The organism is Microvirga sp. BSC39 (assembly GCF_000739015.1).
In the GTDB taxonomy this organism is placed as follows: domain Bacteria; phylum Pseudomonadota; class Alphaproteobacteria; order Rhizobiales; family Beijerinckiaceae; genus Microvirga.
The window spans coordinates 148,656-166,957 of the sequence record NZ_JPUG01000053.1 but is presented as its reverse complement, the minus strand read 5'-3'; the positions used below and the strand labels follow the sequence as shown (position 1 = coordinate 166,957).

General features: G+C 60.7%; 16 protein-coding genes. 9 read left to right on the top strand and 7 right to left on the bottom strand.

What is annotated here, in order from left to right; genetic code table 11:
* Window positions 1–49: 49 nt before the first annotated feature.
* From rffA to MA07_RS08050, 3 genes are all read right to left on the bottom strand, one after another.
* Window positions 50–1,183 (bottom strand): dTDP-4-amino-4,6-dideoxygalactose transaminase, encoded by a 1,134-nt coding sequence (rffA, locus tag MA07_RS08060; RefSeq protein WP_036349031.1) that lies wholly within the window; start codon window positions 1,181–1,183, stop codon window positions 50–52.
* Window positions 1,184–1,257: 74 nt separating this feature from the next.
* The gene (locus tag MA07_RS08055; RefSeq protein ID WP_244445188.1) at window positions 1,258–2,109 is read right to left on the bottom strand and encodes a methyltransferase domain-containing protein; all 852 of its coding nucleotides are present in this window, start codon (window positions 2,107–2,109) and stop codon (window positions 1,258–1,260) included.
* 61 nt (window positions 2,110–2,170) lie between these two features.
* Window positions 2,171–2,578 (bottom strand): GtrA family protein, encoded by a 408-nt coding sequence (locus MA07_RS08050; protein WP_036349026.1) that lies wholly within the window; start codon window positions 2,576–2,578, stop codon window positions 2,171–2,173.
* 372 nt (window positions 2,579–2,950) lie between these two features.
* Here MA07_RS08050 and MA07_RS28695 point away from each other — a divergent pair, with 372 nt between their 5' ends.
* Together MA07_RS28695 and MA07_RS08045 are read left to right on the top strand one after the other, a co-directional pair.
* A complete protein-coding gene (locus MA07_RS28695; RefSeq protein ID WP_081928842.1) occupies window positions 2,951–3,046 on the top strand; it encodes a hypothetical protein in 96 nt (31 codons plus the stop codon).
* A 327-nt stretch (window positions 3,047–3,373) separates the two neighbouring features.
* Window positions 3,374–4,267: a glycosyltransferase family 2 protein gene (locus MA07_RS08045; RefSeq protein WP_036349021.1), complete on the top strand. Its 894-nt coding sequence runs from the start codon at window positions 3,374–3,376 to the stop codon at window positions 4,265–4,267.
* A gap of 9 nt (window positions 4,268–4,276) precedes the next feature.
* On the opposite strand, the gene MA07_RS08040 is transcribed toward MA07_RS08045, so the two are convergent.
* From MA07_RS08040 to MA07_RS08030, 3 genes are all read right to left on the bottom strand, one after another.
* Complete coding sequence (locus MA07_RS08040; protein ID WP_036349151.1) at window positions 4,277–5,716, bottom strand: phosphomannomutase; 1,440 nt, start codon at window positions 5,714–5,716, stop codon at window positions 4,277–4,279.
* 249 nt (window positions 5,717–5,965) lie between these two features.
* Window positions 5,966–6,973, bottom strand: coding sequence for a Gfo/Idh/MocA family oxidoreductase (locus MA07_RS08035; RefSeq protein WP_036349017.1), 1,008 nt, complete (start codon window positions 6,971–6,973; stop codon window positions 5,966–5,968).
* A gap of 36 nt (window positions 6,974–7,009) precedes the next feature.
* A complete protein-coding gene (locus MA07_RS08030; RefSeq protein ID WP_081928831.1) occupies window positions 7,010–8,080 on the bottom strand; it encodes a LacI family DNA-binding transcriptional regulator in 1,071 nt (356 codons plus the stop codon).
* A 158-nt stretch (window positions 8,081–8,238) separates the two neighbouring features.
* Here MA07_RS08030 and MA07_RS08025 point away from each other — a divergent pair, with 158 nt between their 5' ends.
* The 7 genes from MA07_RS08025 to MA07_RS07995 all read left to right on the top strand — a co-directional run bounded on the left by MA07_RS08025 (window position 8,239) and on the right by MA07_RS07995 (window position 15,151).
* On the top strand, window positions 8,239–9,477 hold the full coding sequence (locus MA07_RS08025; protein ID WP_052002930.1) for an ABC transporter substrate-binding protein: 1,239 nt from the start codon (window positions 8,239–8,241) through the stop codon (window positions 9,475–9,477).
* Window positions 9,478–9,586: 109 nt separating this feature from the next.
* Window positions 9,587–10,492: a sugar ABC transporter permease gene (locus MA07_RS08020; protein ID WP_036349148.1), complete on the top strand. Its 906-nt coding sequence runs from the start codon at window positions 9,587–9,589 to the stop codon at window positions 10,490–10,492.
* A complete protein-coding gene (locus MA07_RS08015; protein ID WP_036349008.1) occupies window positions 10,489–11,373 on the top strand; it encodes a carbohydrate ABC transporter permease in 885 nt (294 codons plus the stop codon). Before MA07_RS08020 ends, MA07_RS08015 begins: the two co-directional genes overlap by 4 nt.
* Before the next feature lie 3 nt (window positions 11,374–11,376).
* Window positions 11,377–12,456, top strand: coding sequence for a sn-glycerol-3-phosphate ABC transporter ATP-binding protein UgpC (gene ugpC / locus MA07_RS08010; protein WP_036349005.1), 1,080 nt, complete (start codon window positions 11,377–11,379; stop codon window positions 12,454–12,456).
* Window positions 12,457–12,526: 70 nt separating this feature from the next.
* Window positions 12,527–13,294, top strand: coding sequence for a sugar phosphate isomerase/epimerase (locus MA07_RS08005; RefSeq protein ID WP_036349001.1), 768 nt, complete (start codon window positions 12,527–12,529; stop codon window positions 13,292–13,294).
* A gap of 5 nt (window positions 13,295–13,299) precedes the next feature.
* Complete coding sequence (locus tag MA07_RS08000; protein ID WP_036349000.1) at window positions 13,300–14,475, top strand: Gfo/Idh/MocA family oxidoreductase; 1,176 nt, start codon at window positions 13,300–13,302, stop codon at window positions 14,473–14,475.
* A 31-nt stretch (window positions 14,476–14,506) separates the two neighbouring features.
* Entirely contained in the window at window positions 14,507–15,151 is a 645-nt protein-coding gene (locus MA07_RS07995; RefSeq protein WP_036348997.1) for a ThuA domain-containing protein, read from the top strand.
* 31 nt (window positions 15,152–15,182) lie between these two features.
* On the opposite strand, the gene MA07_RS27605 is transcribed toward MA07_RS07995, so the two are convergent.
* The gene (locus MA07_RS27605; protein WP_052002929.1) at window positions 15,183–18,251 is read right to left on the bottom strand and encodes an ATP-binding protein; all 3,069 of its coding nucleotides are present in this window, start codon (window positions 18,249–18,251) and stop codon (window positions 15,183–15,185) included.
* Window positions 18,252–18,302: the final 51 nt, after the last annotated feature.

Sequence of the window (18,302 nt, the reverse complement as noted above, 5' to 3'; positions counted from 1 at the left end):
AGGAAAATACAAGCTTGTTGACTTACTCGCGTCGAATCTAGCGGAAATCTTAGAGAAGTTGATCCAAATGATAGGTCACGCGCTCGATGGCATGATCCAACTGAGCGCCCATCTGTGGGAAGAGCGGCAAACGAAGCAACCTCTGGCTCAGTTGCTCTGTATTGGAGAGCTCTCCGCTTGTTCTTGCAAACTGGCGCCCCGCAGGTGCGCTATGCAGCGGCACGTAATGGAAAGGCGCATTGATCCCATCCATCTTGAGACGTGAGATCAGAGCCTGTCTGAGCTCAAGGGTAGGAAGGATGATGTGGTAAAGATGGGCGTTGTGCGTTGATTTCGGAGGGATGGACGGTCTCTGAACGCCGCGATTGTGAAAAATCTCTAGGGCATCATGATACCGGCTCCAGGATGTCATTCGATCATTCTGGATTTCATCCAACTTCTCCAACTGTCCGTAGAGGAAGGCAGCGATAAGCTCTCCGGGCAGGAATGAGGACCCAACGTCGACCCACGTATATTTATCAACTTGGCCGCGGAAGAATCTTTTTCGGTTTGTCCCCTTCTCTCGGATGATCTCCGCTCGCTCGATGAGAGCGGCGTCATTGATGGCGAGCGCTCCGCCCTCTCCTGAAATGATATTTTTCGTCTCATGGAAGCTAAACGCCGCAAGGTGCCCGAACGAACCAGCCGCCTTGCCCTTGTAGGTAGAGCCAAGCGCCTGGGCCGCATCTTCAACAACGTACAGATTGTGCCGCCTCGCGATCTCGCTAATGCGATCCATCTCGGCAGTAACTCCCGCATAATGGATCGGAAAGATTGCTTTTGTACGGGAGGTGATAGCTGCCTCAATCAGGTTTTCATCGATGTTCATCGTGTCTGGGCGAATATCGACGAAAACCGGCACTCCCCCTCTCAAAACGACGGCATTGGCCGTTGAGACGAAGGTATATGATGGCATGATCACTTCATCGCCATGCTGCAGATCAATTAGGATCGCCGCCATCTCAAGTGCAGCCGTGCAGGAATGCGTGAGGAGGACAGCTTCAGAACCGATCTTCGCCGCAAGACTTGCTTGGCATCTTTCCGTGAACTTTCCATCTCCGGCAAGCTGCCCAAGGGAGACAGCTTCACGGATGAAGTCAAGCTCCTTTCCGGCGAGAGCGGGGCGATTGAATGGCACCTTCATTTTGCGCACCTCGAACAGCTTTCTATGAATCCGGAAGGCTTTGAATATAAGACTAAAATTTGCTAGCCGAGACCTTATTCCCGCTGAGCCAAAACAATGCGGCTTCCGCCGACTGGCCACTTAACACCTGCTCGCGTCAACTGAACTTCGACCCCTAAGATCATCATCAGCGCTCGATTCAGCCAATCCGGCATCTTGAACTCCGAGAGAGGATCCGACTTCGTTCCTCTACGCTGATTCCACAGCATTTTCTGACGACTCAGAATCATCAGGGGCAGGAGGAGAGAGTTGAAAGACGTGGTGTGCAAAATTGTAAAACCAACTTCCTCAAGCTTTCTTTCGAGCTCGCCTCGCTCATACCGCCTCTGATGGAAGGCCGCATCATCGGCCGGACTCCAGAGAGCAGGATGCTGAGGCACTGCAATCATCACGCCTCCTCCGGGCCGAAGCGCAGAATGGATCTCGCGCAGGACAGCGACATCTTCAGGAATATGTTCAATAACATCAAAGGCGCCAATAACATCGAATTTACCAGTCGCTGGGATGTCACGAGCATCCATCTGTAGGAGAGTCACCTGATCCCCCAGTCGCCCCCTAGCGTAAGCAAGACCATGCGGGTGCAACTCACTACCAGTCAGCCGCATCTGCGGGAAGCGTTGTTGGAGAGCACGAAGAACGGAGCCAGTTCCACAGCCGATTTCCAAGAAATCTCGGGGACTCGGAAAATATTGGTCGAGAAGTGTCGTCAGCAGACGCGCCCGCATGACAAACCAGAAACTCGTTGTTTCGAATTTCACAAGGGTGTCGAACAACTTGGGATCGAACCCCGTCATTGTATCGATCAATTCAGGCGCAAAGCATGGGATGCCATCCTGCACAGGAACAGCATGGCCACAAGAAACACAACTCCATTCGGTGCCAAGCAAACCGCCCTCAGCGATCGAGCCTTCCTCCTGACACTTTGGGCAATTCCACATCAATATTCGCCTATTTTCTCTTGGTAACCAGCTGCGGCCCACTTTCGCTTTCCGCGAAGACCCAATACCTCTGCAACATAAAAAAGCCAACAGTTGCAACCCCCAATCCAAACAGCACCATCCAGTAGTGGGGCAGTCCGAGCGCATCAACGCCGATCCTGAGGATGATCCACTGCACAGCGAAACTTCCGAGATAACCCAGACTGTATTTTGCGAATGGAGAAACGACACTACCACTATAACGGAAGGACCAAATACGCTGCAGCGCGTATGAGACGACAAAACCCATGCCGCTTGCGACCGTCAATGCAGACGTCGGGTAAAATTCCTCAACCAGAGTTGCGTAATAATAGATCGACAGAACAAAGAAATTACCTCCTATACCAACGCATAAGTATCTCGCAACTTGGCCGAACATGGCAAACCTCTCAGGATTTTTCATTTTTGCTGTGACCAGTCGCTATAAAATCAGATTTTTAGGCATAAACATCATAAACTTGAGATACCTGTATGTTGGGATATCCCGCTCACATATCAGGAAGCAGGAAGCAAACTTTCAATCTTGAAAGCCCTGCTATCACGTTCCATTATGAAGCAAAATCAAGCAACATCTGAGGGTAGAGGCAACTAGCACCCTAAGGCATTTCGAACAATCTCTTGCCTTAATACCCGCGATGGAACCTAGCGTGAAGCACCCCGAGCTCTGAGCGAGCCCATTCGGCGCTGAGGCGGTCGCGGGGCTTTATCTGGAGGGGACGAACGGCTTCAGTCGCCCCGGTAAGCCTGACGCATCCTGATCTGCGTCCCGACGCCGCTGACGAAACACCGGGAGCCGGACCTTTCTTATGTAGAAAGCACCGCCCATGAGATTGGGGCCCTTCTATAAGGGCATTGGTCTAGACCGCATACCTCCGGAAAGCGCCATAGTGCCGCGCCTGCCGTGAGGGAAGACGTCTCCGGGCAAGTAAGCCTGACCAGAAGTCTTCGGCGCCGCTATACCGCTTTGGCCATTCCCCAGCAACCCTGTACCGGAGCTGGTCCTTATTCAGCCAAGTGTCGGTCGATGCCCCCCTCCCCGTCGTTTACAGCCGCGGCAAGCATCCGAAGCTTGGACATAATATCGGACTTATAGCCACTCACTCCTGAGGCACCCTGCTGCTTGCTCAGACCCAGGGATCACCCTACTAGGGCAGGCTGATCCTGGGGAACATTGATGCGAATCTTGGCAGTCGCGGTTACGTACAATCCGGACATTGGGTTGCTGGCCCGTGTCCTTGAATCCGTTTCCCCGCAAGTTCATAGCGTTGCCGTGGTCGATAATGGGTCGGCAAATGCGGAGGCCATCCGACAACTGGCTTCAAGGTCTCGATGCCAAGTTCTTGAGAACAGAACGAATTTGGGGATCGCCGCAGCACAGAACCAAGGCCTCGCTTTAGCCAGAACGGGCGATTTCACGCACATCCTGCTGCTCGATCAGGACACAGTTCTGGCACCCGGGATGGTAGCCGACTTGACGAAAGATCTCGGGGTTCTTGGGGGAGGACAGGCTGAGGTAGCCGCCATCGGACCGGCCTATTACGAGCTTAACAGTCAACGGCAGACGAGAGCCTACCGGGCCCATGGCCTCCGGCTGTCCAGGGTTCCCCTGGAGCGCGAGAAGCAGCCGGTGGTCAGCGATTTCGTCATTGCGTCCGGCTCTCTAATCTCCTTGACTGTCCTGGAGAAGGTTGGCGGGTTCAAGGAGGACCTCTTCATCGACCTTGTCGATGTGGAATGGTGCTTTCGAGCCCGAGCGGCCGGCTACAAAAGTTTTCTGTCACCCACAGCTGCGGTCGACCACCGTCTCGGCAGCGGGACGGTCAAGCTTGGTCGCCGCCAGATTGCCGTCCACGTTCCGATACGGAATTACTATTGGGTCAGGAATGCCCTCTGGTTGGCGCGCCAACCTTACACTTCCTTGGCTTGGCGGCTCTACTTCATCAGCCGATGCCTGGCATTTCTTGGAACCTATACGGCTCTCGCTGACAGGAAAGCTCTCCGCCTAAGGCTCATGACCCGTGGAATCCGCGATGGGTTGGCAAGCCGCCTTGGCCCAATCGGCCCATAGACCTCACAGTCAACCCACCTGCCGCTCCGCTTCCCTCAGACCCCATTCCAGAAGCCGCTCCGCGCGATCTTGCGCAGCCGCCTCCACATAGACCCGCAGCTCCGGCGCATTGCCCGAGGCCCGGAAATGCACGACTTCGCCGTTTCTGGCCATCAGGCGCACGCCGTCCTGCCCGTCGAGCGCCGCAACACCTCCTAGGGATCCCATCAGGTCCTCGCGAAAAGCCTCGTCCTGCTGCAGTCGCTTCAGGAAGGCGCCACTTCTCTCGCCTGGCACGTTCTTGAGACGATTGCTCGCCGCTGCCTTGAAGGCAAAATCGGCTCCGATGGCGGCCAGCGGCCTGCCCTGCGCCTTAGTCTGCCCGAGGGCGCACAGGATCGGCAGCATGGCGTCGCGGGTGGGGAGTGCCGCAAGGGCTCGCCCATGCCGCTCGATGCCCGAACCCAGGAGAACGCCCCCATTGGCCTCGAACCCAACGACGGCCCTGGCGCCGGCGCGTACCGCCCCGGCCATGCCCTCGATCACGTAGGGTGATCCGACCCTGGTGCGAATCACTCGTCCGAAGGCCCCAGAGGCCTCCAGGGCGGAGTTGGAGGTCACCGGCGTGACGATCACATCAGCTCCTAGAGCCTTGGCCGTGATGGCGCCGACTAGGTCACCGCGGAGGAAGGAGCCAGCCCCATCGGAAATCAGGGGGCGGTCCGCGTCCCCGTCGGTAGACACAATGGCATCGAGCGCCTGCTCGCCTGCCCACTGGCGAGCGAGGATCTCATCCTCCTCCCGCAGGGCCTCGGTATCGACTGGGATGAAGCTCGTGGCCCGCCCGAGCGGCACGGCCTTGGCCCCCAGGCTCTCGAGCATCTGGACGATCACGTCCCGAGCCACGGAGGAATGCTGATACACACCGACAGTCAGCCCAGCCAGAGCTCCTGCCCCGAAGAAATCCCGGTAGCGCTCCTGATAGGCGGCGGTCAGGTCGGTCTCGGGCTTCTCAGACCGAAACGTGCGGGCACTGTCGGGGACGGACGTGACACTCAACTTAGCATGCCAGTCGAGAATGGCAGCCTCGTCCTTTTTGTCGATCTCGCCCTCAGCCCGGTAGAACTTCAGCCCGTTGCGATCCTCCGGGATATGGCTTCCGGTCACCATGATCGCCGGGATGCCGAACCGCATGCCATGGTAGGCAAGCGCAGGCGTCGGAAGAGCCCCGCAATCGAGCGGCGAGAGGCCCGCATCCTTCAAGGCGGCGCAGCAGAGCTGGGCAATGCTGGGGCTGCTCTCCCGCAAGTCCCGCCCAACCAATACGCGGCCTCCTGAGGCCGCTGCAGAGCCATCCGCCTTCAGCATCTCGGCGAAGGCGCGGGTGTAGGCGAAGGCGGGAACACCATCGAGCTCCACCACGAGCCCTCGCAGGCCGCTTGTCCCGAACTTCAGGGAAGACGATGCCACTGTCGGAATGAAGTCCATGCCAAATGCCTCTAGGTTCTCTTGCTCATCCGCCATTTCACAGGCGAGCTTTCGCAGGAAGACAGGATTGGCATGAGTGTCGGCTTGCCAGACCTGAAGTCAACGCATCCACACGGTGGACATCCGTCCTCCTCATGGGGCATCCGTCAATTCGGATTACCACGAAAGACTTCATCGGGCAGTCACCCCGCCTCACAAGCACAAATAGAACCTAGCACAGAGCCCTCATCTCTATCGCCCGGCGATATCCTCCCATGCAGCCGTTTCCGCGGACCGCCGGATGGCATCGAGGATCCGCATGTTCATGAGCGCATCCTGCAATCCGTAGTCGAGGGCCGCCTCGCCTCTGATCGCACGGCTGAAGGCAGCGCCCTGCTGTTCATACTGGTCAATCACCGGGAACTCGATGGCTTTCGCCGAGAGGCCGCCATGGGCGCTTCCATCGTCAATGAGGATGCGGGTTGGACGGTCCGGAGGGGCATTGAAGGGGATCTCGATCTCAACCCGCCCCTTGCTCCCAAGCAGCTGAATCCGCTGGAACGGCACGGACTGGGTCGAGACGGTGAAGATCAGCTGCCGGCCCTTGCCGAAGTCAAGAAGAGCACTCGTGGTGCGATCCACGCGGGAAGTCGGATCGCGGTCCATGAGCGCAGTCGTGCGGGTCGGCTCGGCGTCGAAGAAGTAGCGCCCGGCCACAACCGCATAGCAGCCGATGTCGAGGAGCCCTCCCCCGCCGATATCGGCCCTGTTGCGGATATCGGCGGGATTGACGTTGAAATAGGAGAATATCACCTGGATGGAGCGCAGTTCTCCAATCTCGCCGCCACGAATGATCTCGCGGGCGCGCTGCCATTGCGGGTGGTAGCGGACCATGAAGGCTTCGGCGATCAGCACCTGCGATGAGGCCTGTTTCAACGCCTCCGCCTCGTCGGCCGTGATGGCGATCGGTTTCTCGCACAGCACGTGCTTGCCGGCGGCGGCTGCCGCCAGGGTCATCGGCACATGCAGGTGATTGGGCAACGGATTGTAGATTGCATCGATGTCAGGATCAGCAAGCAGCGCCCCGTAGGAGCCGTATGCTCGCTCAATCCCGAGTTCCGCAGCCATTGCGCGAGCTGCTTCCTCGTTTCTCGAAGCGACGGCGACAACTTGGCAGAGCGGACTCTTCATCATGCCGGGAACGGCCTTCGTCCGGCCGATCTTGGCTGTGCTCAAAATGCCCCAACGAACCGTCTGCATGGCTGTCTCCTCAGATTGTGTATTGGTATATGCTTTTCAGACCTTTGAGCGGCGTAAGGACTTGTAGTCCTTGTGCAGGACCGGCCCCGTCGTTTCGCGCTCCAGAAGCGTCACGGGCAATCGTATGCTCCAGTCTTCCGGCTTCATCTGGTTGTGAATCAGCTTCAGGAGAACATCGGCCCCGACACACCCCAGTTCATGCAACGGTTGCCGAAACGTGGTGAGGGTGGGCTCCGTGTAATCTGCATATTCGATCCCGTCGAAGCCGATGACGGAAACGTCCTGCGGCACACGGATTCGCTCGGTGCGAACGCGCTTGATGAAGCCGATCGCGCTCTCGTCGCAGGCGGCGAAAATGCCCGTGGGACGATCCTTCATCTGCAGAAATGCTTCAGCCGCCGCCACTCCGGTCGAGAACACAAAAGATCCCTCCCAGCGCACGAAATCCTCCTGGCTGAAACCGGCTGCGGCGATCCCCTCCTGGAAGCCCGCGAACCGCTCGACCTCAATGATGGAGCTCACCGTGCCCGAGATGTAGCCGAACTTGCGGTGCCCGAGGCGAGCCAGGTATTCCACAGCCTTCCGGGTGGCCTCACGATCCTGAACGACGACATTGGGGATGCCGTCTTCATGAATGGCAGCGCACATCGCAACGATGGGAAGGCCTGAATCCCGCATGCTGCGCGCGCCGTTCTCCGGGATGTAGCCGGTCAGCAGGAGAACGCCGTCCACCTGGCGCGACAGGGCCAGATCGACATAGCGGGCCTCCCGCTCTCTGCGATTGTCCAGATTACCGATGATGATGCCGTATCCGGACTGGGTCAGTTCGTCGTCGACCCCGCGCAGGATCTCGGCGAAGACCGGATTGGTGAGTCTCGGGGCGATCACCAGCACGTTCATGGTACGGCGCGTGCGCAGCTTCTGTGCGGTGCTGTTGGGGATATAGCCGCTGCGCCGCACCGCCTCCATCACGAGATCGTGAGTTTTCTGCCTCACCTTATCCGGGTCGGACAGGACCCGGCTGACGGTTGCTGTGGATACCCCGGCAAGTCGAGCGACGTCGGCGATGCGTATCTCCTTCACGGCCCGCCATCTTTTCCGACTCATGCAGGTTACCTCCAGGCGGCTGGCAAGATATGTTACCCTCTTTCAGGGTCGATAACTTGCCTTAACTTGTCTCTTGACTAATCTTAAAAGCACCTACAACCTATAACACAAGATGTAATCGATTACAAAAATCGATAAAACGCTTCTGGGAGGAAGCCATGAGCATGAAGACACGCGTTTCCGCGTATACCCTTTCTGTTGCCCTGATCTGGAGCTCCGGAGCACTCGCTCAGCAGAAGGCAGAGGTCCTCCATTGGTGGACGTCTGCCGGCGAGTCTGCATCCGTGAAGGTGTTCGCAGATCAGTTCACCAAGGCCGGCGGCACCTGGGTCGACAACGCCATCGCCGGCGGCGCCAATGCCCGCACGGCCGGCATCAACCGCATGGTGGGCGGCAATCCCCCGACCATGATGCAGTTCAACACCGGCAAGCAGTTCGACGAGCTCGTCAGCAACGATCTGGTGCGCGACGTCGATGCACAGGCAAAAGCGGGCAAGTGGCGGGAGATCATGCCGAAGCCGATCGTCGACGCGACGGTCCGTGAAGGAAAGTTCTTCGCTGTTCCGGTCAATATTCACGGCCAGAACTGGATGTTCTACAATACGAAGATCTTCGCCGATGCTGACCTCGAGCCCCCGAAGACCTTCCCAGAGCTGGTGGAATCCGGCGAGAAGCTGAAGGCCAAGGGCATTATTCCGATCGCTCTCGGCGGCCAGCCGAACTGGGAGCACAACCTCTTCCGTGCCGTGGTCGTCGGCCATGGCGGAGCCGACATGTTCCGCCAGCTCTATGGCACCCGCAAGCCGGACGTCCTGAAGAGCCCCAAGTTCAAGGAAACCGTGGAGCTCTTCGGCAAGATGCGCGGCCTCGTCGACCCGGGCAGCCCGGGCCGCAACTGGAACGACGCCACGGCCCTCGTGATCACCAACAAGGCGGCCATGCACTTCAACGGCGACTGGGCCAAGGGTGAGTTCCTCGCGGCGGGTCAATCCGCCGGCAAGGAGTATGGCTGCACGGTCGTCGGACAGGAGCCCAAGCTCGTGATCGGCGGTGACGTCTTCGTTCTCCCCGCCACGAAGGACAAGGCGGCGCTCGCCACACAGGACAAGCTCGTCGAGGTTCTCCTCGATCCGGCCAGCCAGCTCGAGTTCAACAAGAAGAAGGGCTCGATTCCGGTGCGCATGGATGTGGACGTATCCTCCATGGACGTCTGCGCCCAGAAGTCCCACGCCATCCTGAAGGATCCGGCCAACCAGGTGGAAAGCATGGAAATCCTGAGCCCGCCGAACTTCTCGGGTGCCATGCAGGATGCGGTTACCCAATACTGGAACAACCCGAACATGTCGGCGGATGCCTTCATCGAGAAGATCACCAGCGCCATGCGCGACGCAGGCTAAAACCATTCGGCTCGCCCCTAAGGGGCTGGGGCGAGCCGTTCATCGTTGAAGCTTGACCTCTCTCGATGGGATCTTCCGAATGGATACCATTTCGATCCGCGCTCCTAGCATGCCTTCGGGCGGCACGAAAACCCAACGGCGTGTGAAAACGCGTCTGCCGGCGGCCGTCGCCCTCCTACCCACCGCGCTTATCGTTCTCGTCGTCTATATCGGCTGCATGCTCTGGACCGTGCGGCTCTCGTTTACGAGTTCGACCCTTCTGCCCAAGCTCGATTGGGTCGGCCTCGCGCAATACAGCCGCCTCTTCGCCAACGACCGCTTTCTGACATCAGCCTCCAACATCGTCATCTTCGGCGCTCTGTTCATCTCGGGCTGCCTTGTCATCGGCTTTCTGCTTGCCGTGTTCATCGACCAGAACATCCGCGGCGAAGGTCTTTTCCGCACTGTCTTTCTCTATCCTTATTCCATGTCCTTCGTCGTCACGGGCGTTGCCTGGCAATGGTTTCTCAACCCGGGGCTCGGACTGCAGAAGCTCGTGCGGGACATGGGCTTCGAGAGCTTCACCTTCGATTGGCTCGTGAACCAGAGGATGGCGATCTACACCATCGTGGTCGCGGGCCTCTGGCACGGCGCCGGATTGACCATGGCGATCCTGCTCGCGGGCCTGCGCGGCGTCGACAAGGATCTCTGGAAGGCCGCCAAGGTCGACGGGATCCCGACGTGGCGCGTCTACACCTCCGTGGTTCTGCCCCTCCTCCGCCCCATGGTTGTGACTGCCGTCGTGCTTCTCACGACCGGCGTCGTGAAGCTCTACGACCTCGTGGTCGCGATGACCCTGGGCGGTCCCGGCATTGCCACCGAAGTGCCCGCCAAATTCGTCATGGACCACCTGTTCGAGCGCAACAACATCGGCCTCGGAACGGCTGCCGCGACGATCATGCTGATCACCGTCGTGAGCATTCTGGCTCCCTGGGTCTATATCCGCTACGTCCGTCCGCAAGGGAGGCATGCATGAGTGCCGCCGTGCCGCAAGGCCGACGTCCCCGCCACCTCACCATCGGCCGCATCGGTGTTTATGCCTTTCTGGTAACCGCAGCCCTGTTCTTCATGCTGCCGCTCTGGATCATGGTCGTGACATCGCTCAAGCCCATGGAGGAGATCCGGCTCGGCAACATTCTCGCCCTGCCCGCCGCCATGACCTTCGAGGCCTGGACCAAGGCCTGGTCCTCCGCCTGCACCGGGCTCGAATGCAACGGCATCAGCGTCGGGTTCTGGAACTCGGTGCGCATCCTGATCCCGTCCGTGATCCTTTCGATCATCGCCGGCGCCATCAACGGCTATGCGCTGTCGTTCTGGCGGGTCAAAGGCGCCAACGTCATGTTCGGCGTCCTGCTGCTCGGCGCCTTCATTCCGTATCAGGTCTTTCTCTATCCGCTGGTCCGCATCTTCTCGCTGACGGGCATCTACAACTCGCTCACCTGCATCGTGCTCGTGCACGTGATCTTCGGCCTGCCGACCATGACGCTCCTGTTCCGCAACTACTATGCGGGGCTACCCATCGAGCTGTTCAAGGCGGCGCGCATCGACGGCGGCGGCTTCTGGTCGATCTTCTTCCGGGTCATCCTGCCCATGTCGACACCGATCCTGGTGGTCGCCACCATCCTGCAGGTCACAGGCATCTGGAACGACTTCATCTTCGGCCTGACCTTCGCGGGCCGGGAGAACCTGCCCATGACCGTGCAGCTCAACAACATCGTCAATTCAACGCAGGGCGAGCGCGCCTACAACGTCGACATGGCCGCCACCATGCTCGCGGCGCTCGTTCCGCTCGTCGTCTACTTCGTGTCGGGGCGCTGGTTCGTCCGCGGCATCGCCGCCGGCGCTGTGAAGGGGTAAGCCATGTCGACCGTTTCCGTTCGTGATGTGACCGTCGCCTTTGAAGCCGTGCAGGTCTTCGACGGCTTGTCCCTCGACATCCAGGAGGGCGAGTTCATCGTGCTGCTCGGTCCCTCGGGTTGCGGCAAGTCCACCCTGCTCAACGCCATCGCTGGGCTGCTCGACGTGGCCGAGGGACAGATCTGGATCAACGGGAAGAACGTCACCTGGGAGGAGCCGAAGGACCGAGGCATCGCCATGGTGTTCCAGTCCTATGCTCTCTACCCGCGCATGAACGTCCGCGAGAACATGTCGTTCGGCCTGAAGATGGCGAAGACACCGAAGCCCGAGATCGAAAAGCGCGTCGCCAAGGCGGCCGAACTCCTGCAGATCACCCCGCTTCTCGACCGTCGGCCGGACCAGCTCTCAGGCGGTCAGCGCCAGCGCGTGGCGATCGGCCGGGCTCTGGTGCGCGATGCTGCCGTGTTCCTCTTCGACGAGCCCCTCTCCAACCTCGACGCGAAGCTGCGCAACGAGTTGCGTGTGGAGATCAAGCGGCTGCACGCGCGGCTCGGCAAGACCACGATGGTCTACGTCACGCACGACCAGATCGAGGCCATGACGCTGGCCGACCGCATCGTGGTGATGAAGGAGCAGAAGATCCAGCAGATCGGAACGCCGGACGAGATCTATCACCGCCCCGCCAACCTGTTCGTGGCCGGCTTCGTCGGCTCGCCGCAGATGAATTTCGTCAAGGGCCGCCTTGAGAATACCGGAGAGGGCCTGAGCTTCCTCGCCGGCGATCGCCGCCTTTCACTCTCCGGTTACCCGTTCATCACGGCTCCATCGTCCGGTCAGGACGTGGTGCTCGGCGTGCGCCCGGAACACCTGGAGATTTCAAGCACCGGAATCTGGCCAGGGTTCACGGTCGACATCGTCGAGCCCATGGGCGCCGACACGGTGATCTGGTGCAGCGACACGGTCGGCTCGGTTCAGGTGCGCACCTCCGGCTCCCGCCGTGCGACACCGGGCGAGAGCATGACGCTCCATGTCGATCCGACCCAGGTCTCGCTGTTCGCCGCGGAGTCCGGCGAGCGCCTTTGAACGACACCGACATTGCGGCAGGACTTGTACACGACCTGTCGCGCCCGCTTTCCTGAACCCTGAGGACCCTATGAGCGTCACGGATAGGCTATCCATCCAACTCTATACTTTGCGATCCCTTGAGGATCTGGACCTGATCCTGGATACGGTTGCCGACGCCGGCTATCGCAACGTCGAGACGGTCGGATCGCATCTCGACAAGGCTGCCGAGGTTCGCGCGAAGCTCGATGCGCGCGGCCTGAAAGCATCCTCCAGCCATGTCAGCATGGCGGCCCTGCGCGAGAAGCCCGATGCCATCGTCGAGGCCTGTCGCACCCTGGGTCTCACGCACCTCTACATGCCGGCCGTTCCGCCGGAAGAACGCGACATGGCCGCTGACGGCTGGCGTGCACTCGGCAAGGAACTCGGGCAGATTGCGGAGCGGTTTCAAGCCCAGGGCATCCGCCTCGGCTACCACAACCACCATTGGGAGCTGAAGCCGAAGGATGGCGCCAAGACGGCACTCGAACTGATCTTCGAGGCCGCAGGCTCCAGCCCCCTCGCCTGGCAGGTCGACGTGGCCTGGCTCGTGCGCGGCGAAGCGGATCCCAAGGAATGGATCAGCCGCTACCGCAGCAAGGTCACGGCCGCTCACGTGAAGGATATCGCACCTGCGGGCCAGAACGAGGACCAGGACGGCTGGGCCGATGTGGGCTCCGGCGTTCTGAACTGGCGCGACCTGTGGCGCGTGTGCCGCGAGGCCGGAGCCGAGTGGATGGTGGTCGAGCACGACAAGCCGGCCGACCCGGCTCAGACCGCCCGCGCCAGCTTCAATTTCCTGCGCTCCATCGAGGATTAACGATCATGAATTCGCTGAATGTCGGCATCGTCGGATGCGGCAACATCTCAGGCATCTATCTCCAGAACATCCCGGCCTATCGCGGCCTCACCTTGCGCGCCTGCGCGGACATGAGGCCGGAGGTCGCTCAGGCACAGGCGGGCCGTCACGGCATCGAGGCTCTTACGGTCGATCAACTCCTGGCCCGCGACGACATCGATCTCGTGGTCAATCTCACCGTGCCGGCAGCCCATTTCGGCGTCTCGCTTGCAGCGCTTAGTGCCGGCAAGCACGTGTTCTCCGAGAAGCCGCTCGCGGTGGATTTCGAACAAGGCCGCAAGCTCGTCGACGAGGCGGAGGCCCGCGGCCTTCACCTCGGCAGCGCTCCCGACACTTTCCTGGGCGCCGGCGGGCGACTTGCCCGCAAGCTCGTCGACGACGGCGCCATCGGCCGCATCCTGTCGGGAACGGCTTTCCTGATGTCCCACGGCATGGAGCACTGGCATCCGGATCCGGAGTTCTTCTTCAAGCCCGGCGGCGGCCCCATCCTCGACATGGCGCCGTATTATCTCAGCACCCTCGTCAACCTGATCGGCCCGGTGCAGCGCGTCGTCGCCATGTCGAGCATCGGTTTTCCCGAGCGCGTCGTGACGGCGGAGTCGCCCCGAAAGGGCCACAGCATCACGGTCGAGACACCGACCCACGTGACGGCGCTGCTCGAATTCGCCTCAGGCGCGCAGGTGACCTTCTGCATGAGTTGGGACGTGTGGAAGCACAGTCATCCGGCCATCGAGATCTACGGCTCTGAGGGATCGTTGCGCGTGCCGGATCCGAACTTCTTCGGCGGCCATGTGGAGGTCACCGAGCGTGGCGGAGACTGGCGCGCGGTCGACTCGAGCGAGATGCCGCTGGGCGTTCCCAACTGGCGCTCGCCCAACTGGGCGCCGGATGTGCCGAACAAGGCCAATTACCGGGCGCTCGGTCTGGCCGACCTTGCGAGCGCGGTTCTGAACGGCACGCCTCATCGCTCCAGCGGCCGCCTTGGCCTGCACGTTCTCGAGGTCATGCACAGCATTCTCGAAGGCGCGGCGACCGGTCAGCCCAGGGCGATCACCACCACGCTCGAACGTCCGGCGCCTCTGGAGGACGCGGACGCCTCGATCCTTTGGAAAGGCCTTCCTCAGACGGCAACCGCCGCCTGAGGCATCCGAAGCTTAAGGGAAGATCGGAACGATGCGAGAAGCACTGATCGTGTGGGGCGGCTGGCATGGGCACGAGCCGGAGCAATGCGCCGGGATCGTCGCCGGAATGCTGCAGGACGAAGGCTTCAGGGTGCACCTGGAGAATTCGACCAATGCCTTCGCCAGCCCTCGGCTCTCCACGATGAGCCTTATCGTTCCGATCTTCACCATGTCGAAAATCGAGAAGGACGAGGTCGCCAATCTCTCGCTGGCCGTCCGCGAGGGAACCGGCCTCGCCGGCTTCCATGGCGGCATGGGCGATGCGTTCCGCGACGCGGTCGAGTACCAATTCATGTGCGGGGGCCAGTGGGTGGCCCACCCTGGCAACATCATCGATTACCGGGTGAACATCACCCGGTCCGACGACCCGGTGATGGAGGGCATCCGCGACTTCGACTACCGGTCCGAGCAGTACTACATGCATGTGGACCCGTCGAACGAGGTTCTCGCGACCACCACCTTCTCCGGCGAGCACGCGCCTTGGATCGAAGGCGTGGTGATGCCGGTCGTCTGGAAGCGTCGGCACGGTCAGGGACGCGTGTTCTACAGCTCCCTTGGACATGTGGCGAAGGAGTTCGAGGTGCCTGAAATGCGCACGATCCTGAGACGCGGAATGATATGGGCAGCGCACACCTGAACGCTCTGCACCCGCTGCGATCAGCGTGCGTTCAGGCCTGACGCGGCCGCAACGGCAGCACGTTCGATGCGTTGCCGGCCTGTGAGATCATCAGGCGCAATTCCCGCTCCAGCTCTGAAGAACGATAGGGCTTGCTCAGAATCGGGAAGCCCTCCCCGACCGCACGCTCGACGGAGTCGCTGTAGCCGGTTGCCAGCAGGATCGGAATGGCAGGCCAGCGCTCCCGGACGATCCGGGCCAGATCCAAGCCGTCCATGCCTCCGGGCATGACGAGATCGGAGAAGATGGCGTCGAACCGCGCATCCCGCTCCAGGAACTGGAGCGCATCGGGAGCGGACGCGCAATGCTCCACCTGATGTCCCTGCTCGCGCAGCAAGGCCATGGCGGACTCAGCGACCTGTGCGTTGTCTTCGACCACCAGGATACGTGATGCCCGAACGGAGACTCCGGGAGAGGTTTCCTTTTCGGGAAGATCCTCGCTCAAATCCTTGTCCGTCCGCTTGAGCAGCAGGGTCACAGTCGTTCCGCGCCCCACTTCGCTCTTGATGTCGATCAGGCCACCCGACTGCTGAACGAAGCCGTAGACCTGGGCCAACCCCAGCCCTGTCCCGCGACCGACAGGCTTTGTCGTAAAAAACGGCTCAAAGACCTTCTGCAGGGATTCGGGCGGTATCCCTATTCCCGTATCGCTCACCTCGACGGATACGAGTTCGACTGGTCCGTCATTGTAGGAAATGGTATTCCGGACACCAACCGTGAACTTGCCGCCTTTCGGCATCGCGTCACGGGCGTTGGCCGCAAGATTGATGAGAACGGCCTGCAGCTGCGCCGGATCGACCTCGACGGGCCACAAGTCCTCGGCGAAATCAATCTCCAGCGTAATGTCCCCACGGAGGGATTGCGCCAGCATATCCCCCATCCCGCCAATCAAGTTCTTCAGGTCGACGACTTCCGGTTTCAGAGGCTGGCGTCGCGAGAAGGCGAGAAGCTGCGAGGTCAGTTTGCGCCCGTGTTCGACGGCATTGATCGCATTGTCGATCAGGCGCGGAGCACGATCGGACTTCGCGCGTCTCAACATGTCGAGATTGCCCATCACGACTGTCAGCAGGTTGTTGAAGTCGTGCGCAATGCCTCCCGTGAGCTGACCCACCGCCTCAAGGCGGTGCGCCTGGCGCAGTTGCTCCTCCATGCGGCGCTGCTCCGTGAGATCGATGGAAGTCACGAAGATCTTCGTCACCTGACCCTGTCCATCGAGCAGCGGAACGAGAACGGTCCGGCGGGTGACCTCGCCGATCGGCACCTTCCCCGTCACTTCGAAATCCATGATCGACTTCGTCACGACGCAGGTCCGATAATGCTTGGAAACATGCTTTGCCGTCTCGGGGGCGAATATCTCCTGGGGCATTCTGCCGACGAAATCGTCGTGGGCGAAGCCTAAGGATTTCAACAGCGCCGTGTTGGCATCCTCATAGACGAAGCGATCATTCGGGTAGACGCCGATGACTGCGAGATTGAATGGAGAATGCTCAAAGAGCGTGCTGTACTTGTCACGGCTCTGCCGAAGCTCGACCTCGGTTTCCTTCTCGTGCGTAATGTCGCGCAGGGATCCCAGCACCCGCAAAACCGGTTCACTCCCTTCCCGAATGGGAACGAGCGTTGTCATCCACATGCCTTTGCGCGCAGGGAACGCGTAACTCTGCTCGTAGACCATCAGGTGGCCGGATGTCAGGCACTCGCGCACACGCGCCTCAAGGATCGGCCATTGGTCTGGAGGCAGAATCTCACTCAAGGGCCGTCCGGCCATGTCGACGGAAGGTTTGCCGGTCAGGTGCTCCACCACGGGGTTGCAGGCCTCGGCTACGATGCTCCCATGTGGCGACAGCCTGAAGACGAAGATTCCATCCGCGCTAAACCTGAAGACACCGGCATAGAGCGCCTCCCGCTCGGCAAGTGCACCCTGGCTTTCGCGAAGGCTCGCGTTGACCGTTTCGAGCTCCCGCGTCCGCTCCTCGACCCGCAGCGCCAGGCTTTCCTTGACCTCTCTGAGATGGCCGAAAGCCTCGTCGCGCTCAGCTCTCTGCTGGCGCAGGACCTCTCGCGTGCTTTCGAGCGCATGGCGGAGCACGGCGGTTTCCTTGAATTCCACACCGGTCGAATGCAGGGACGTCTCAAAGCTGCCGTCCTGAAGCGCCAGCGCATCCTTTGCCAGAGCCTCGACCGGACGGGTGATGCGCCGGGTGACATGGAATGCAAGAGCGGCCGCGAGGGCAAGAAGCATGCTGCCTGCTGCCGCGAGAGCAAGAGCGAGATCGCGTGCGCCGGCATCGAACTCCGCGTTCGGAAGGGCCACGATCGTCGACCAACCTGAGGATGGGGATCGGGCCAGGGCAAGCACCATGGCCTCTCCATCGAGAGATTTGCCTTCGAACACCCCCTGCTCCAGACCGGACTGGATACGCTGCACATTTTCCGTGGTTGCAGGCTTGCCGATGAACGGCTCCGGATTACGGGACCGTGCCACCATCGTGCCGTTCCGGTCTACGATCGCGCCGACCCAAGTCGGCGGCAGGCGCTGATCGGAGAGAATGCGCCCGACGACCGCGGCCGGCATGATGACGGCAATGAATCGCGGCGAGCCGTCGTTGAGGATAACAAGCGTGTCGATGCTGACGGTCGGCTGCCTGGCGACCACTCCCGTGAAGAGGTTGCTGACTCTCACCTGTCCGGGTGCAATGCCTTTCCAGTGATCCTGCACCGGCAGTTCGGGCAGGGTTGCGCCGGGCGGCAATCGGGTGTTGACCACCTGTCGCCCCGGCTCCTCGACGACGATCCAAGCTTCCGGCAGGCGCGTCGCCCGGCGTGCGAGGGCGTCAAAAGCCACGTAATCCTTAGTTTGGAGGATGGGCGAGGCGGCCAAAGCCCATAAAAGCGCCTCCGCCTGTCCGAACTGGCGATCCAGGACCAGCGACAGCGCGCGCCCCGTCTCCAACAGGTGCTTTTGGATTTCCTGGCGATCGCGGTAGTAGCCGGTGTAGAGCGCCAAGGCGGCAGCGGCGAAAGCCGGTATCAGCAGGGCAAAGACGATAAGGAGCAGCCGCACCCTCAAGGATGGCAGGCGGGGCTTTCTTCCCGGCGGCTTGAGCCTCGGCGT

Coding starts and splice junctions, on each gene's coding strand:
- rffA (WP_036349031.1), bottom strand. CDS start 1,183: ATGAAGGTGCCATTCAATCGCCCCGCTCTCGCCGGAAAGGAGCTTGAC.
- MA07_RS08050 (WP_036349026.1), bottom strand. CDS start 2,578: ATGTTCGGCCAAGTTGCGAGATACTTATGCGTTGGTATAGGAGGTAAT.
- MA07_RS08045 (WP_036349021.1), top strand. CDS start 3,374: ATGCGAATCTTGGCAGTCGCGGTTACGTACAATCCGGACATTGGGTTG.
- MA07_RS08035 (WP_036349017.1), bottom strand. CDS start 6,973: ATGCAGACGGTTCGTTGGGGCATTTTGAGCACAGCCAAGATCGGCCGG.
- MA07_RS08030 (WP_081928831.1), bottom strand. CDS start 8,080: ATGAGTCGGAAAAGATGGCGGGCCGTGAAGGAGATACGCATCGCCGAC.
- MA07_RS08025 (WP_052002930.1), top strand. CDS start 8,239: ATGAGCATGAAGACACGCGTTTCCGCGTATACCCTTTCTGTTGCCCTG.
- MA07_RS08020 (WP_036349148.1), top strand. CDS start 9,587: ATGCCTTCGGGCGGCACGAAAACCCAACGGCGTGTGAAAACGCGTCTG.
- MA07_RS08015 (WP_036349008.1), top strand. CDS start 10,489: ATGAGTGCCGCCGTGCCGCAAGGCCGACGTCCCCGCCACCTCACCATC.
- ugpC (WP_036349005.1), top strand. CDS start 11,377: ATGTCGACCGTTTCCGTTCGTGATGTGACCGTCGCCTTTGAAGCCGTG.
- MA07_RS08005 (WP_036349001.1), top strand. CDS start 12,527: ATGAGCGTCACGGATAGGCTATCCATCCAACTCTATACTTTGCGATCC.
- MA07_RS08000 (WP_036349000.1), top strand. CDS start 13,300: ATGAATTCGCTGAATGTCGGCATCGTCGGATGCGGCAACATCTCAGGC.
- MA07_RS07995 (WP_036348997.1), top strand. CDS start 14,507: ATGCGAGAAGCACTGATCGTGTGGGGCGGCTGGCATGGGCACGAGCCG.